Source organism: Streptomyces sp. Edi2 (assembly GCF_040253635.1).
Classification (GTDB): Bacteria; Actinomycetota; Actinomycetes; order Streptomycetales; family Streptomycetaceae; genus Streptomyces.
On record NZ_JBEJGX010000002.1, the window covers coordinates 149,295 to 163,409 of the forward strand.

The 14,115-nt window shown below is 71.4% G+C and carries 14 protein-coding genes; 7 read left to right on the top strand and 7 right to left on the bottom strand.

Features of this window, described 5'->3' with window-relative positions; translation table 11 throughout:
- Nucleotides 1-40 precede the first annotated feature (40 nt).
- The 7 genes from ABR737_RS02625 to ABR737_RS02655 all read left to right on the top strand — a co-directional run bounded on the left by ABR737_RS02625 (nucleotide 41) and on the right by ABR737_RS02655 (nucleotide 6,629).
- Nucleotides 41-1,330: a JmjC domain-containing protein gene (locus tag ABR737_RS02625; RefSeq protein WP_350248543.1), complete on the top strand. Its 1,290-nt coding sequence runs from the start codon at nucleotides 41-43 to the stop codon at nucleotides 1,328-1,330.
- Nucleotides 1,327-2,157: a DUF3865 domain-containing protein gene (locus ABR737_RS02630; RefSeq protein ID WP_350248544.1), complete on the top strand. Its 831-nt coding sequence runs from the start codon at nucleotides 1,327-1,329 to the stop codon at nucleotides 2,155-2,157. Before ABR737_RS02625 ends, ABR737_RS02630 begins: the two co-directional genes overlap by 4 nt.
- Nucleotides 2,157-2,591, top strand: coding sequence for a GFA family protein (locus tag ABR737_RS02635; protein ID WP_350248545.1), 435 nt, complete (start codon nucleotides 2,157-2,159; stop codon nucleotides 2,589-2,591). The genes ABR737_RS02630 and ABR737_RS02635 overlap by 1 nt, the downstream gene beginning before the upstream one ends.
- Nucleotides 2,592-2,709: 118 nt before the next feature.
- The gene (locus ABR737_RS02640) at nucleotides 2,710-3,576 is read left to right on the top strand and encodes a dimethylarginine dimethylaminohydrolase family protein (RefSeq protein ID WP_350248546.1); all 867 of its coding nucleotides are present in this window, start codon (nucleotides 2,710-2,712) and stop codon (nucleotides 3,574-3,576) included.
- A gap of 59 nt (nucleotides 3,577-3,635) precedes the next feature.
- Complete coding sequence (locus ABR737_RS02645; RefSeq protein ID WP_350248547.1) at nucleotides 3,636-4,907, top strand: cation:proton antiporter; 1,272 nt, start codon at nucleotides 3,636-3,638, stop codon at nucleotides 4,905-4,907.
- Complete coding sequence (locus ABR737_RS02650) at nucleotides 4,904-5,470, top strand: nitroreductase family protein (protein ID WP_350248548.1); 567 nt, start codon at nucleotides 4,904-4,906, stop codon at nucleotides 5,468-5,470. Before ABR737_RS02645 ends, ABR737_RS02650 begins: the two co-directional genes overlap by 4 nt.
- Before the next feature lie 55 nt (nucleotides 5,471-5,525).
- Entirely contained in the window at nucleotides 5,526-6,629 is a 1,104-nt protein-coding gene (locus tag ABR737_RS02655; protein ID WP_350248549.1) for an SAM-dependent methyltransferase, read from the top strand.
- A gap of 70 nt (nucleotides 6,630-6,699) precedes the next feature.
- Here ABR737_RS02655 and ABR737_RS02660 read toward each other — a convergent pair whose 3' ends face one another.
- From ABR737_RS02660 to ABR737_RS02690, 7 genes are all read right to left on the bottom strand, one after another.
- Nucleotides 6,700-8,019 carry an NsdA family TPR-like regulatory protein gene (locus tag ABR737_RS02660; protein ID WP_350248550.1) on the bottom strand — a complete coding sequence of 440 codons (1,320 nt, stop codon included), beginning with the start codon at nucleotides 8,017-8,019 and terminating at the stop codon, nucleotides 6,700-6,702.
- A gap of 181 nt (nucleotides 8,020-8,200) precedes the next feature.
- Nucleotides 8,201-10,360, bottom strand: coding sequence for a tetratricopeptide repeat protein (locus ABR737_RS02665; protein ID WP_350248551.1), 2,160 nt, complete (start codon nucleotides 10,358-10,360; stop codon nucleotides 8,201-8,203).
- Nucleotides 10,347-10,640, bottom strand: coding sequence for a helix-turn-helix domain-containing protein (locus ABR737_RS02670; RefSeq protein WP_350248552.1), 294 nt, complete (start codon nucleotides 10,638-10,640; stop codon nucleotides 10,347-10,349). The genes ABR737_RS02665 and ABR737_RS02670 overlap by 14 nt, the downstream gene beginning before the upstream one ends.
- Nucleotides 10,641-10,653: 13 nt before the next feature.
- The gene (locus ABR737_RS02675) at nucleotides 10,654-11,142 is read right to left on the bottom strand and encodes a hypothetical protein (RefSeq protein ID WP_350248553.1); all 489 of its coding nucleotides are present in this window, start codon (nucleotides 11,140-11,142) and stop codon (nucleotides 10,654-10,656) included.
- Nucleotides 11,139-11,333 (bottom strand): hypothetical protein, encoded by a 195-nt coding sequence (locus tag ABR737_RS02680; RefSeq protein ID WP_350248554.1) that lies wholly within the window; start codon nucleotides 11,331-11,333, stop codon nucleotides 11,139-11,141. Before ABR737_RS02680 ends, ABR737_RS02675 begins: the two co-directional genes overlap by 4 nt.
- Nucleotides 11,330-13,162 (bottom strand): glycoside hydrolase family 15 protein, encoded by a 1,833-nt coding sequence (locus ABR737_RS02685; protein WP_350248555.1) that lies wholly within the window; start codon nucleotides 13,160-13,162, stop codon nucleotides 11,330-11,332. Before ABR737_RS02685 ends, ABR737_RS02680 begins: the two co-directional genes overlap by 4 nt.
- Nucleotides 13,163-13,411: 249 nt before the next feature.
- The gene (locus ABR737_RS02690; RefSeq protein ID WP_350248556.1) at nucleotides 13,412-14,110 is read right to left on the bottom strand and encodes an HAD family hydrolase; all 699 of its coding nucleotides are present in this window, start codon (nucleotides 14,108-14,110) and stop codon (nucleotides 13,412-13,414) included.
- Nucleotides 14,111-14,115 lie beyond the last annotated feature (5 nt).

The following is a 14,115-nucleotide window of genomic DNA, read 5'->3' on the forward strand; positions in this document are numbered from 1 at the left end:
GACCGGCTGCACCTCCAGCCCCGACCGTCAGGAGACGACCGTGAACGACGTCTGGCCGCCCACCCCGGACTTCTGGACCACCCAGTTCCCCGAACGCACCAGCAACAGGACCACCCCGCACCTGTTCAAGAGCCTCATCCCGGCCGCCGCCGCCAACCCCGACCAGGTGCTGGCCGGACTGGCCGCGATGCGCCGCGCGCACGCCGCGAACACCCCCTCGGTGGCCAAGGCCCGCGTCTACGTCGGCGAACAGCGGCGCGACGACCTCGCCCAGACCGTGCTCAGCACCGACGCATGGGACGACGGCGCGTTCGTGCCGTGGATGCAGTCCCTCGTCGGCGCCGACCGCTTCAGCCTGGTCCTCAACAACCTGGAGACCACCAACCCCGAACTGGCCGCGAACCTGGCGCAGTTCCTGCGCTCGCTGTTCGAGGGCTGGGGTGTGCCGATCGGCGGCGCGGAGCAGGTGGCATTCGCCGGGAACTACTCGGGGACCGCGTTCGGCATCCACGAGGGCGGCGAAGACGCGTTCCTGTGCCACCTCGGTCCGGGCACCAAGCACTTCTACTGCTGGTCGGCCGAGCTGTACGCCAAGCTCACCGGCGGCCAGGACCCCACCTTCGGGGACTACCAGCACCTGCTGGAGCAGGGCGAGTGCTTCGTCATGGAGCCCGGGGACGCGCTCTTCCTGCCCAAGCGGGTCTTCCACGTCGGCCGCCAGGACACCTTCTCGATCTCGGTGGCCGTGCCGTTCTACACCTACCCCGAGGACCGGCTGCTGCGAATCTCCGTGCTGCCGGAGCTGCTCGAGGAGATCCTGGGCGAGGACCCCGACGACGCCTTCGGCGTCCAGTCGCCCATGTACCACGCGCAGGACGCCGCCACCACCGCGGCCCGGCGCCTGACCGCACGGGCCAGCGCCGCACTGACCAGCGTCGGCGAGCGGCTGGAGGACCACGTCACCCGCCACGTCCAGAGCCGGCTGGCGGCACTATGGAGCAACGGCGGGTGGGAGCCGCAGGAGGACGACCTGGCCCGCACCAACGCGGCCGCCGCATTCGACGCCGACCAGGTCCGGCCAGGCGCCCGGGTGGCCATCCCGGCACCGTACGAGCTGCACATCACCGGCCCCCAGCAGGCCTACCTGCGCGGCGTCGCCGTCCCCTGCGACACCACGCTGCTCTCCGCCCAGATGGTCGCCGACCTCAACGCGCGCCGCACGTTCACGCTGCCCGACCACGAGGCGCTGTACTCCGTGATCGCGGCCCTCGGTGCCAGCGGCGGACTCCACCTCACCACCGACTCGACCACCCGGAAGGCTGTGGCATGACCCCCGAGAACTCCCTCGCCCAGGCCTACCTCAAAGCGTTCCCCGAGACCCGCAGCGCCATCAACGGCTCTCTGATGGGCACGTTCACCAACGGCGACGTCCTGGTGAGCAGGCACCTGGCCCCGATGGTCGACTGGATCTACCGCAAGATCGCCGACCAGGTCGCCGCGGCCAAGCTCACCGAGGCCCAGGCGCGGATGTACATCGAGGAGCTGAGCGTCTTCGCGCGCTACAACGCCCAGTACCTCAAGGCGGCCGCCACCAACGTGGAGGGCTTCTGCCCCGAGCTCGCGCACGAGCTGCGCCGCAACCACCTGGAGGAGGGCGGCGAGCGCGGCAAGGTCCCCGCGCACTACGTGCTCTACTCCAACGCCCTGCTGTCCGACCTCGGACTCCTCGTCAACGGCCACGTCCCCGCCCCGGAGACCGCGCTGCTGGTGGACATGCACCAGTGGATGGTCGGCTCCCACATGCCCAGCCTGATCGCCGGCGCCTACTACGCCACCGAGGCCGTGGCCATCGCCGAGACCGAGATCCTGCGCGACATCACCAACCGGTACGGCGAGCTGACCATCCAGAAGAGCGGCAGCGACCTCAAGAAGCTGCACTACTACTACGACCTCCACCTCGACGACGAGCACGAGGCGGCCCAGGTCGATGGCCTGAGCGTCGAGGCCGCCCACATCGAGGGCCTGGCCAGGTTCATCAGGGAGAGTGAACTCTTCCACATCGACCTCCCGCAGGCCGTCGACGGATTCCTGCAGATCCTGGAGGCAATGGCACACTGGTGGGCTCAACTCGCCCACCGTGCCCGGGAGATGAACTGATGAACGCCACCCCTGCTGTTGCCGAGGCGGCCCAGGAACGCACCGGCGGATGCCTGTGCGGAAAGATCCGCTTCACCGTCCGGGGCAAGGCCGTCTACCCCCACCTGTGCAGCTGCGAGCACTGCCAGAAGCTCGGCGGCGCCCCGGTGATGTGGTGGGCTGGCTGGCCCGCGGACGCGGTCACCTGGACCGGCGAGGGTGGCGAGCCGACCTACTTCACGACGTTCAAGGATGAGGCCCAGCGCGGCTTCTGCCCCGACTGCGGCGCCCGCCTCTCGGCGATCGACAGCGACATCCCCGAGCTCGGCATCAACGTCACGGCCCTGGACGACACCAGCGGGGCCGACCTCGTTCCGGTCAACCAGTCCTTCAAGGACAACGCGGTGCCCTGGCTGCCTGCGGTGGCGGACACCCAGCACAGCCCGGTGGGCTGAGACCCGCACCCGGGAGGGCGCGCAGGTGTGACCTGCGCGCCCTCCCGGGCCCTGCCGGGATCGTCCTGCGCCGCGTACGGCTCCACCTCATGCCCGCCCCGGCCCAGGAGACCCCACCGTGCTCACCCCGCACGCCACCAGCGAATTCGGCACCCTGACCCGCGTCGCCATGCGCTACGCCAGCGACACCACCCGCGCCGTCGACGGCCCCGTCGTCCACCCCGTCCTCGCCCGCCAGAAGACCACCAGCACCTGGAGCCGCTACTCCCCGGCCACGGTCCGCGTCCAGCAGGACAACCTGATCGGCGTCCTCCGCGGCCGCGGCACCGAAGTGCTCCTCCTGGAAGACGCGCCGGGCTGCGCGGTCCAGCACTACCCCCGCGACATCGCCTTCGTCATCGACCACCTCCTGGTCATGGCGCGCCTCAACGCCGAGCACCGCCGCCCCGAGGCCGACGCCCTGCTCCGCCTCGCCGGTGACGCCGAGTGCCTCGTCCACCTGGAGGCGGGCACCATCGAGGGCGGCGACGTCGCGCTCCACGACGGCAGTGTCCTGGTCGGCCTCGGCGAGGAAACCAGTACCGAGGGCGCCAAGGCCCTGCAGACAGCCCTCACACGCCGCGGCGTGGACCGGGAGGTCCGGCCGGTCGAGTTCAACGTCGACGGCATCGTGCACCTGGACGATCACTTCGCCATCGTCGCCCCCGCCACCGCGCTCATCCACCGCGCCGTCTTCCCGCCCGTACAACTGCGCTGGTTCGAGAAGCACTTCGACCTGATCGACGTCACCGACGCCGAGGCGCGCGCCGTCCAGGCCAACGTCCTTGCTCTCGCCCCCAGCACGGTCGTCGTCGCCGCCGGCAGCGACCGCATCGCCGCCCAGCTGGCCGCCCGCGGCATCGAGGTCCTCACCGTCGACTACTCCGAGGTCACCCGCATCCCTGGCTCCTTGCGCTGCACCACCCTGCCGCTGAACCGCGCCTGATCGCCCAACGCCGCACCCTGCCGTCGGAACGGCCGGCCGCCTTGACCCCTGGAGCATTCGTGTCCGACTCGATGCTGCCCGTCCTGATAGCCGTCCCCGCCGTCGTGCTCGCCTGCCAGGCCGGCGGCCGCGCCATCCGGCTGATCGGCCAGCCGCCCGTCATCGGAGAGATCCTCGCCGGGATCCTCCTCGGGCCGTCCCTGCTCGGATGGCTCGCCCCCGACCTCCAGCACCACCTCCTGCCCGCCGCGGCGCTCCCGGTCACCTCCACCCTCGGCACCCTGGGCCTGCTCTCCTTCCTGTTCCTCATCGGCCTCGAACTCGACCTGCACTCCCTGCGCACCGCCCGCCGCGCCGTCATCGCCGTCAGCCTCGGCAGCCTGCTCGTACCCCTGGCCCTCGGCGCCGCACTCGCCACCGCGATGTACCCGCACTTGGGCCCGCCCGGCACAGGCCACCTGGCCTTCACCCTGTTCATCGCCGTGGCCCTGAGCATCACCGCGTTCCCCGTCCTCGCCCGGATCCTCGCCGACCGCGGCCTGGAGACCACCCGGCTCGGCACCTTCGTGATGGCCTGCGCCGCCGTGGGCGACGCCCTCGCCTGGTGCCTGCTCACCGCAGTCATCGCCTTGAGCACCTCCGGCACCGTCCTGTCTGCCGCGGCCACTCTCGCCCTCACCCTCGCCCTGACTGCAGTGCTCACCCTGATCCGGCCCGCGATGCGCGCCCTGCTCGAACGGGCCGGCCGAACCTCCGACGACCTCGTCCTGGTGCTGCTGTTCGCCGGACTGTGCCTGTCCGCGTACGCCACCGACCGGATCGGCGTCCATCCCGCCTTCGGCGCGTTCCTGTGCGGCGCCGTCACCCCGCGCGGCCTTGCGGCCGTCGAACGATCCGCCGCCCGCATCCGCGCGGTCGTCCTGCCGCTGCTGCTGCCGCTGTACTTCGTGGACACCGGCCTGCACACCGACCTCTCCCACCTCCCCACAGGAGGGTGGCTGTGGGGCGCGGCGATCCTGGGGGTCGCCGTCCTGGGCAAGTGGGGCGGCGCGGCCGGCGCTGCCCGGCTGACCGGCTCCGACTGGCGCTGGTCGGCCGCGGTCGGCACCCTCATGAACTGCCGGGGCCTGACCGAGCTCGTCGTGCTCGGCATCGGCCGCGAAGTCGGCGTCATCACCGAGGACCTGTTCACCCTCCTGGTCGTCATGGCCGTCCTCACCACCGCGGCGACCGCCCCCGCCCTCAAGAGCATCACCCGCGGCGACCCGCGGATGGCCCCCGCCCCGCCAGCCGCCCCCTCGTCCTCGCAGCACAGGGAGGTCACCGGATGATCCCGCCGAACCCGCTCCTGGAAGCGGTCCTCAACCGGCACAGCGCAGCCCATCTGATCGAGCCCGCCCCCGACCGGACCGAACTGGAACACCTCGTCCAGGCTGCGGCCACCGCCCCTGATCACGGGCGGCTCAGGCCCTGGCGGCTCCTGCCGATCACCGGCAGCGAACGCGGCCATCTCGGCGACGTCCTCGGCCAGGCGGCGCCACCCGAGCGGGCCGCGCTCGCCGCCGCGAAGCCGCTGCGCGCCCCACTGCTCCTGACGGTCGTGCACTGCCCGCTGCCCGACCACCCCAAGGTGCCCGCGTGGGAACAACTCGCCGCCACCACCGCCATGGTCACCACGCTGTCCCTGCTGCTGCACGGCCGCGGCTGGGCCTCGATCTGGCGCACGGGCTCGGCAGTTGAAGACCCGCTGGTCCGCAAGCACCTCGGCCTGGGCGACATGGAGCAGCTCCTGGGCTGGCTGTACATCGGCACCCGGCCGCCGGACTGCGCCGTCCGCCCCCGGCCGCCGCTCGACCTCAACACCAAGATCAGCTGGTCGCACGCCGGAGCGTGAGAACTCAGCACTGCACCGCCAACTGCGGCCGCATCAGGCATCCGAGAGGTGAAGCATGACCGAGACCCACGAGCTCGTCGTCAACGGAGTGCCCGTACGGGTACAGGTGGATCCCGAACCCGAGCGGGCCGATCGGCTCGCGCTGTGGCCGAGCGTCGGGGAGTACCCCATCTACGACCCGCACCTCTACTCCACGATGACCACGGACGAAGAGCGCAACAAGCGGTTCCGCACGTCGCTCGCCCACCTGGCCCCGGGCAAGCGGATCCTTGACCTGGGCACCGGCCAGGACGTGGTGTGGGCCCGCGAAGCCGTCGCGGCCGGGGCCCGGCAGGTGGTGGCCGTGGAGGTCATCCCCGAGGCCTTCCGGCAGGCCGCCGCGAATCTGACCGCCTACCGCCTGGAGGACCAGGTCACGCTGCTGCGCGGCGAGTCCACCACCCTCGACTTCGCGCCCAAGGCCGACATCTGCGTTGCGGAGATCGTCGGCTCCCTGGCGAGCGCGGAGGGCGCCGCGGTCGTTCTGGGCGACGCGAAACGCCGGCACCTCGTCGCCGGCGGAGTGGTCGTGCCGCACCGAGCGGTGACGCAGGCCGCGCCCGTCTGCCTCGCCGACCTGTTCGCGAAGCAGCCGCTGGCGTTCTCCGCTGCCGCGCTCACGTACCTGCAAGCCATCTTCGACTGGAACGGAAGGCCCTTCGACGTCCGCCTTCGGATCGAGAATGCCTCACCCGATGCCCTGCTCTCCGACAGCGCCCCGGTCGAGGAACTCGACTTCAACGGGGATCTATGCGCCCGCCAGCGCACGACCACGCGCATGACCATCACCCGCGAGGGCCGGATCGACGGGGTGCTGACCTGGCTCCAGCTGTGGTGCCTGCCCGACGACGTCCCCCTGGACGCGCTGCGCATGAAGACCAACTGGGCCTCCATCTACTTCCCGTTGTTCCAGACGCCGGTGCCCGTCACCCCCGGAGCCGAGCTGGAGCTGACATTCGTGGCCACACCTGGGGCCGACGGTGTGCACCCCGACTACCAGCTGTCCGGCACGCTGCACACCACCGACGGACGCGAACACACGGGCACCTTGACCTCGGCCCATCACGACGGGCCGTTCCGCGTGCAGCCGATCTACCAGCAGCTCTTCCCGGAGGCCTGATCCCGGCTCCGCTGGCCGCCTGCTCGCTGACGGCAGCGAGCGCGCTCTCGTTCGCCGGCGGCGTCCCGATCTAGAAGTCGTCGAGGGGCTCACCCGCCGTCAGCCGGGCGATCCTGGCGAGAAGTCGCCTGCTGACCAGGTGCCGGGAGGCATCGACCGCTGCCTTCACCCTCTGTGCTTGTTCCGCGGAATCTCCCCGCAGGCGGGCCAGTTCGGCACCGGTGATCAGGAGCTCCACTTGGTCCCGCGTGCGGGACTGCGGCATCCCCTCCGCCTCCTTGAGCGCCTCCTCACCCGTCTCGGCCAAGCCGGCCACGGCGAGCGCCCACGCCGCCTGCGCCTCGAGCTCGTAACGGTCGAACCACGACAGCCACGCCACCTGGGAGGAGGCCCTGGCCCGGTCGAATCCGTTGCGTGCTCGCGCGACCGCCTCCAGCGCCTGACCGGGAAAGCCATTGAAGGCCCAGGCCCGAGCCTCGGTGATGGCCGCGTACGCCTGAACCAGCGCCGGAGCACCGTCGCAGGCCAAAACCGCCCCGCGGGCGTGCGTGAGGACGTCCCGCCGATCCCCCTGAGCAGCGGCGAGCCGGGCCTGGTGAATGTGGACCCGGGCGATCCGCGCCCGGTCACCGATCGCCTGGGCCAACCGCATCGCCTGCAGGTCGTAGCGCTGGGCGATGCCGGGCAGCTGATCGTCGTACGCCATGCTCGCCATCGCCAGCACCGCGTCCGCGACGCTGCCGTACAGACGTCGCCCGAGCCGCGCCGAGAAGGAGCCCGCCAGCAGCGGGGTGCTGTGGGTCGACAGGAAGGCGGCGAAGACGCTGCGGAACTTCCCGCCGCCGTGCTTGGCATCCAGCGCTCCGTACAGTGCGGTCTGTTCTTCGAGTAACTGGATGTCGCCCGGGGCGACCTTGTACGAGCCGTACCCGGTGAGGTCGGCGTCGGCGGGCATGACCAGCGCCTCCCGGGATGCCGGACCGAACACACCCGGCTGGAACATCTTCTTGATGACACTCCGGTCCTGGAGCGCGTCCGTCGTCCAGAGCCGGGACAGCATCCGGATCGCGTGCCCGAGGTCCGCGTACTCCAAGCTCTCGGTGGCGAGGTCCTCGGTCGCCGGCCAGCCCAGGCTCTCCGGCGAGACCGGCTGGCGCCGGGCTTCGGAGAGCACACGGCAGGCGACGGACGCCAGCGGTGCACTCGGCGTCGACTTGTTGGCGCACCATCGGGCCACCGTGCTCGGATCGACGGAATAGGAGAGCCCCAGAGCCTGGCAGTGCTCACGCACCCGACGGGCGAACCCCCGGATGGTCCAGTGCAGTTCGTCGAGCAGGGCATCCAGCGCCGCGTTCCGCTCCTGGCCGTTCTCCGGCTTGGACCGCGCCATCACATCACCCTCCTGCTGATTCTGAGACGGGTCTGAGCAGCACTCGGCGCCGTGTGCCGGACCGGCCGGCTGCACGAGATCACCCGGGGCGCCGGCGCCTGCCTTGGGCCGGCCCCAGGGGCAGGCGGCGGGGCGATGCGCACGGTGTGGGCTCCATTGCGGTGCCAGCGGCCCCGCGGCGTCATGGCAACTCGTGCAGCAGACGACGGACCCGCTCGGCGTCGCGGGGGCTGAGCGGTGCGTAGATCTCCAGGGCCTGAGTGAACAGACCACGAGCGGCCTCAAGGTGCCCCGCGTCCTGCTGGGTCTGCCCCCACAGCTCAAGGCTGTGGGCGGCCCACCGAGGAGAGCGGGCCGAAGCGAAGACCGTCGCCGCCTGCTGTCCCGCGCGCTGGGCTGCCGGGAAGTCGCCGGCTTTGGCGTGGGCCCGGCCGAGCCAGGCCAGGGCCCGGCCCGCGTCGAAGGGATCCTCGACCTCGACCAGGGTGGCGTGCGCCGTCGTGAGCAGGGCGACGGCGTTGGCCGCGCCCCCCAGGCCGATGTCCGCCTGGGCAAGCATGACCTCCGTCAGGGCCACGGAGCGCGCGTACGTACGACGCTTCTCGGGTTCCGTCGCCTCGGCGGCCAGGGAGCGACGCAGGGCCAGGCTGTCCCGCAGCGCAGGGACGGCGGCATCGTGGCGATCGGCGGCCACGTAGGTGGCGCCGACCTCGTGCAGCGCCTGCGCCTCGGCCCGCCGGTCGCCATCGGTCCGCGACAGTTGCAGGACCTGTTCGAACCGCTGGTGGGCCGCCTCGTACTTGTCGTCCGCCCGCAGACCGACGCCCCAGGTGTTGAGGATTTCCCGCTCGGCGATCCGATCGCCGCAGGCTCGGGCCGCGGCCAGACCGAGTTCATGGGCCTCGAACCAGGCCCCGTGATCGTGGACAAGCCGGAAGTACGCCCACATGGCGTGGACCAACTGCCAGCAGCTGTCGTGCAGTTGTGCCTCGGCGGCGGCGCGGACCGCGGGCATCAGGTTGTCGCGGTGGGCTTGCAGCCAGGCCGCTGCCGCGTCGGGGTCCGGGAAGGCAACCAGGTGATCCGGCGGGAAGCGGTAGGTGCGTGCGAGACGTCGGTGCGTGGGTGTCAGCTTGTACTCGGCCGCGGTGACGGTAGCCAGGTAGTAGTCGAGGCCCCGACGCTGGTGCCCCTCGATCTCACCGTCCGTCGCCTCGGCGGTGGCCCGCTGCCGGGCGTAGGCGCGCACCTCATCGTGGAAGCCGTATACGACGCCGCGCACCGGATCGTGGCGCACCTCTACTAAGAGGTTGTCCTCGGCGAGAGCGGCGAGTTCCTGCGTGGCCTGTCCCGGGGCGAGGTCGCAGACGGCGGCGGTCACCGCAGCGTCGATGTCGTGGGCGAAGAGGTGGGCCAGGCAGCGCAGGACACGGGCACGGGGGCGGGGCAGGCTCCAGTACGCCTGCTCGAGGGAGCTGGTCACGGCGACTCCGAGAGGGGTAAGGCGATGGGGCACGGCGAGGAGCCGCTGCTGGTTGCCGGACAGGGCGGTGGCCATCTCGGCCAGAGAGCGGCCCGGGTGAGAGGCGAGTACCGCTCCGGCCAGGGCGAGAGAGAGGGGAAGCCCGGCGGCCAGGGACGTGATGGCGTGGGCGGCCCGCCGGTCGCCGGCGACGCGCCGTGGACCGGTGACGGCCTCCAGATACGCCTGGGCGGCTGCAGGTGAGAACGGCTGAAGAAGGTGATGGCGGGCACCCTCGCGGGCCAGGTCGGTGAGCTGCATGCGGCTGGTGACGACGACCAGGTGCGCTCGCCCGCCGGGCAGCAGCGCGCGGACCTGATCGGGATGGCTGGCGTTGTCCACCAGCACCGCGACCGGCCGGTCGGCTCGATCGGCCGTCACCGAGCGCCACCACGCGGCGCGCTCCTCGACGCCGGAGGGCAGCGCCCCGCCGTACAGGGAGCGCAGCAGCCGGCCGAGGGCTTCCTCAAGACGGACCGGTCCTGCGGCGTCGTAGCCGTGCAGGTCGACGTAGAGCTGTCCGCCAGGGAAGTCCTCCTGAAGCTCCTCCAGGAGCCGCTGGGCCAGGGTGCTCTTGCCGACTCCGGGCTCTCCGTGCACCGTCACGACGCGGACGTACGGCGTCCGGCTGCGGATCCATCCGGTGAGGTCGGCCAAGTCCTCGACCCGGTCGGTGAAGGTGGCCGGGACGGGCCGGACCTGCCACGGAGTGGGCAGCGCGGGCGGCACCTGGTGGAAGTGGATGCTGCCGTGGACCGTTCCGGCCTGGACGACGCCTCCGGTGACCTGCGTGTTCCCGCTGATCTCATTCGCCGTCACGGGGTTCCTCACGGCGGGTCGGCCTCTGGTAGCCGCGGGGACGCATGTCGACCTTCGCGTTCTTGAGGATGGTGTGGATGTTGCCGTAGGAGCGGCCGGTCTCTTCGCAGATGGCGCGAATCGACATCGGATGCGGCTCGCGGCGGTAGAGGGAGACGACGTAGGCGTGGAAGGCGGTCGCCTTCTCCCCGACCAGGCGTTTGCCGCGCGGCACTTTGGGCGGGTTCGGGCTCGCGTCTCCGGCTGCCGGGGGTGCGGGGAAGGTGGTGGCGTTCGGCATGAGTGCCTCCTGGTCAGAGTTGGGTTTCGTCGAGGGCGAGGTGGAGGAAGCCGCCGGCCGCCCGGAGGCGGTGCAGCTCGTGCTCGTACACGGAGGGGCTGGGCGAGATGTCGACTTGGGAGACCGCGATCAGCCCGTGGATCTCGCCGCGGCGCAGCGCCGCGTAGCCGCGCGCCAAGGTGTGCCGGGCCGCCGGGTCGCTCTGCCAGGCGTCGTCGACCAGCGGATCGGCGACGGTGAAGCCTGCCTGGTGGGCATGGGCGAGCGCCGCGGCGAGCCGGTCGCCCGGATCGCGGCCGTCCTTGACCAGGACGTACGGAGCGACCGTGGGACGGTCGATGCCGTCGGTGAGGGTTCGCAGGATGCTCAGGCGCAGGGCGCGCAGCCCGCGCGCCTCTTCCGCCCGGTCCAGGGAGTGGCCCGTCGTGTCGGGTGCGGGACGGGGGCTGCGGGGGAGGAGCCGCTGGTGAGCAGGGGGCGCGGTAACCAGGAGAGGATTCATGCCGGATCTCCCGCCGTCGCGGGCGGACGCAGGCCGGTGAGCCACTGCGGAACCCGCACGGTCCCGTCCTCGCGGAAGGTGGCGGTCGGCTGCCCATCCCCCGGCCACGCGGGGAGCGGGAGGAGGAACTGGGCGGCGTGGGCGGCTATCAGCAGCAGCTGGTGCACGAAGAGCGGTCGGCGAAAGTTCATCGCGCAGCACCGCCCGGTACGCACGCACGCCGCGCGCTGCCCTGCTCCAGGGCGAGGGCCACGTCCACGATCCCGATGTGGCTGAAGGCCTGCGGGTAGTTGCCGACCTGCCGCCGCCGATGCGGGTCCCACTCCTCGGCCAGCAGCCCGAGATCGCTGCGCAGGTCGAGCAGACGCTCGAACAGATCCTGGGCCTCGTCGTCGCGGCCGATCATGGCGAGGGCGTCGGCAAGCCAGAACGAGCAGACCAGGAAGGCCCCTTCGTCGCCGGGTAGTCCGTCCACGCCGGTGTGGGGTCCGTCGGTCGGATACCGCACGAGGAACCCGTCGGGGGTGGAGAGCTCCCTCTGGATGGCCTCGATCGTGCCGATGACGCGCGGGTCGTCGGCGGGCAGGAACCCCACCTGGGGGATCAGCAGCAGCGCCGCATCCAGTTCCCGGCTGCCGTAGGACTGCGTGAAGGTGTTGCGTTCGCGGTCGAAGCCGTGGGCGCACACGTCCTGGTGAATCGTGGCGCGCAGGACCTTCAACTGGTCCACGGGGCCGTCGGCGTGGCCGCTCTCGATCAGCTTGATGGTGCGGTCGACCGCCACCCAGGCCATCACCTTGGAGTGCACGAAGTGCCGGTCCGGGCCGCGGACTTCCCAGATGCCCTTGTCGGGCTCGCGCCAGTGGGCATCGACCGACTGGACGAGCTTGACCAGCAGGTGGTTGCTGGTCTCGTCGCGTTCCAGGCCGAGCTGCGCAGCCAGGTACAGGGCCTCGATCACCTCGCCGTAGACGTCGAGTTGACGCTGTCCGGCGGCCTCGTTGCCGGTGCGGACCGGGCGCGAGTTCTCGTAGCCGACCAGCCAGTTCAGCATGGTCTCGGGCAGCTCGCGCTCGCCTGCGATGCCGTACATGATCTGGAGGTTCTCGGGGTCCCCGGCGACCGCGTGCAGCAGCCAGGTCCGCCACGCGCGCGCTTCGTCGCGGTACCCGGCGCGCAGCAGGCTGGACATGGTGATCGCGGCGTCCCGCAGCCACACGTAGCGGTAGTCCCAGTTCCTGACGCCGCCGAGGTCCTCGGGCAGGGATGTCGTCGGCGCCGCGACGATGCCCCCGGTCACCGGGTTCGTCAGAGCCTTCAGCGTGATCAAGGAACGGATCACGGCGTCGCGGTGCGGGCCGCTGTAGGTGCACTGGGCGACCCAGTCGCTCCAGAACTTCCCGGTGTCCTCCAGGGCCTGCTCGGTGTCGAGCCGGTCGGGCGGCGTCGGGTCGTAGGAGGGCTGCCAGGTGAGCGTGAACGCGACGCGTTCGCCCGCGGTCAGGGTGAGATCGGAGCGGGTGGTGAGCGCTGCGCCGTGGGTTTCGGCCGCGGTGTCCAGCCACACGGCGTCGGGGCCGGCGGCCGCGCGGGTGCGCTCGTCAGTGGTCTTGTAGACCCAGGGGACGACCTTGCCGTAGTTGAAGCGCAGGCACAGGGTGGAGGCGGCCGTGACGGTGCCCTCGACGGCCTCGACAATCCGCACCAGGCGCGGCGCGCCGACGCGCGGGGGCATGAAGTCGGTGACACGGAGCGTGCCGGTCGGGGTGTCCCACTCCGACTCCAGGATCAGGGAGTCGCCGCGGTAGTGGCGGCGGTCGGCGCGTGCCGGGCTCGCGTCGGGCCCGCTCGTCGGGCCGATGCGCCAGAAGCCGTTGTCGGAGGTGCCGAGGAGCCCGGCGAAGACGGCGCTGGAGTCGATCCGGGGCAGGCAGAGCCAGTCGATCGTGCCGTCCCGGCCGATCAACGCGGCCGTTTGCAAGTCGCCGACGAGTGCGTAGTCCTCGATGCGCCCAGCCATGGAAGTCCGTTCTGCGAAAGGGGTCCTCGGCCTGCCGGGGCAGGAGGGACCGTGGTGGATACGTGGTGTGGTGCGGCTCGATGCCCGCAGCGGGCGGGCTGTGATGCGGTCGTAGGTGGTGCCGTCCGGGCGGCGGGCAGGTGCACCGTCGCCCGGACGGGGCTCAGTGCGGTCCGGGGAGCTGGGCAGCGAGGATGATCACCGTGATGGCGAGGACGAAGGTGCCCATCCGGGCAAGGTTCTTGCCGGTCATGGCGCCGCCACCGGCTGAGGCAGGACGCCGGCGCCGAACGCGGACACCAGGGTGCGCAGCGCGTCGGCGGCCGACACCACCTCGAGCGTGGTGCGGGTGGGCACCGGGTCTTCAAGGCGGAGCGTGCGGCCGTGGGAGATCCACACGGTCTGCAGGCCAGCGAGCTGACCACCGGCGACGTCGGCGGTCAGCGAGTCGCCGACCATGACGCCCGCGCCGGTGTCCGGGGCCCGCAGTTCGTCCAGGGCCACGTGGAACAGGGCGGGGTCGGGCTTGCGCACCCCGTACTCGCCGGAGATCACCACCGATCCGAAGTACGGCGTAAGACGGGCGACTTCGAGCTTGAGGCGTTGCGCGTCGGGCGACCCGTTGGTGACCACGCCCAGCGCCCACCCGTCATCGGCCACCTGCTGGAGAGCGGAGCAGACCTCGGGACGGTACGGCACGAGCTCGGCCGAACGCAGCCGGTAGTCCGCGTGCAAGGAGGCGATGGACCGGCGGAGCTTGAAGGCGTCCTTGAGGTCGGCGAAGAAGGAGTGGCGGGCGCCGGCGTGCAACGTCTCCGCCCGCATCAGCCAGGACAACGGAATGCCCGTGGAGTGGGCAAACTCGCCGGCCCACGCCGCGAACGCGGCCGTGTGATCGGTGAGGGTGTCGTCCAGGTCGAACAGCGCGACCTTGCTGGTGTGCCGCATCGTCG

Coding starts and splice junctions, on each gene's coding strand:
- ABR737_RS02630 (WP_350248544.1), top strand. CDS start 1,327: ATGACCCCCGAGAACTCCCTCGCCCAGGCCTACCTCAAAGCGTTCCCC.
- ABR737_RS02635 (WP_350248545.1), top strand. CDS start 2,157: ATGAACGCCACCCCTGCTGTTGCCGAGGCGGCCCAGGAACGCACCGGC.
- ABR737_RS02650 (WP_350248548.1), top strand. CDS start 4,904: ATGATCCCGCCGAACCCGCTCCTGGAAGCGGTCCTCAACCGGCACAGC.
- ABR737_RS02655 (WP_350248549.1), top strand. CDS start 5,526: ATGACCGAGACCCACGAGCTCGTCGTCAACGGAGTGCCCGTACGGGTA.
- ABR737_RS02660 (WP_350248550.1), bottom strand. CDS start 8,019: ATGGCGCGGTCCAAGCCGGAGAACGGCCAGGAGCGGAACGCGGCGCTG.
- ABR737_RS02670 (WP_350248552.1), bottom strand. CDS start 10,640: ATGCCGAACGCCACCACCTTCCCCGCACCCCCGGCAGCCGGAGACGCG.
- ABR737_RS02675 (WP_350248553.1), bottom strand. CDS start 11,142: ATGAATCCTCTCCTGGTTACCGCGCCCCCTGCTCACCAGCGGCTCCTC.
- ABR737_RS02680 (WP_350248554.1), bottom strand. CDS start 11,333: ATGAACTTTCGCCGACCGCTCTTCGTGCACCAGCTGCTGCTGATAGCC.
- ABR737_RS02685 (WP_350248555.1), bottom strand. CDS start 13,162: ATGGCTGGGCGCATCGAGGACTACGCACTCGTCGGCGACTTGCAAACG.
- ABR737_RS02690 (WP_350248556.1), bottom strand. CDS start 14,110: ATGCGGCACACCAGCAAGGTCGCGCTGTTCGACCTGGACGACACCCTC.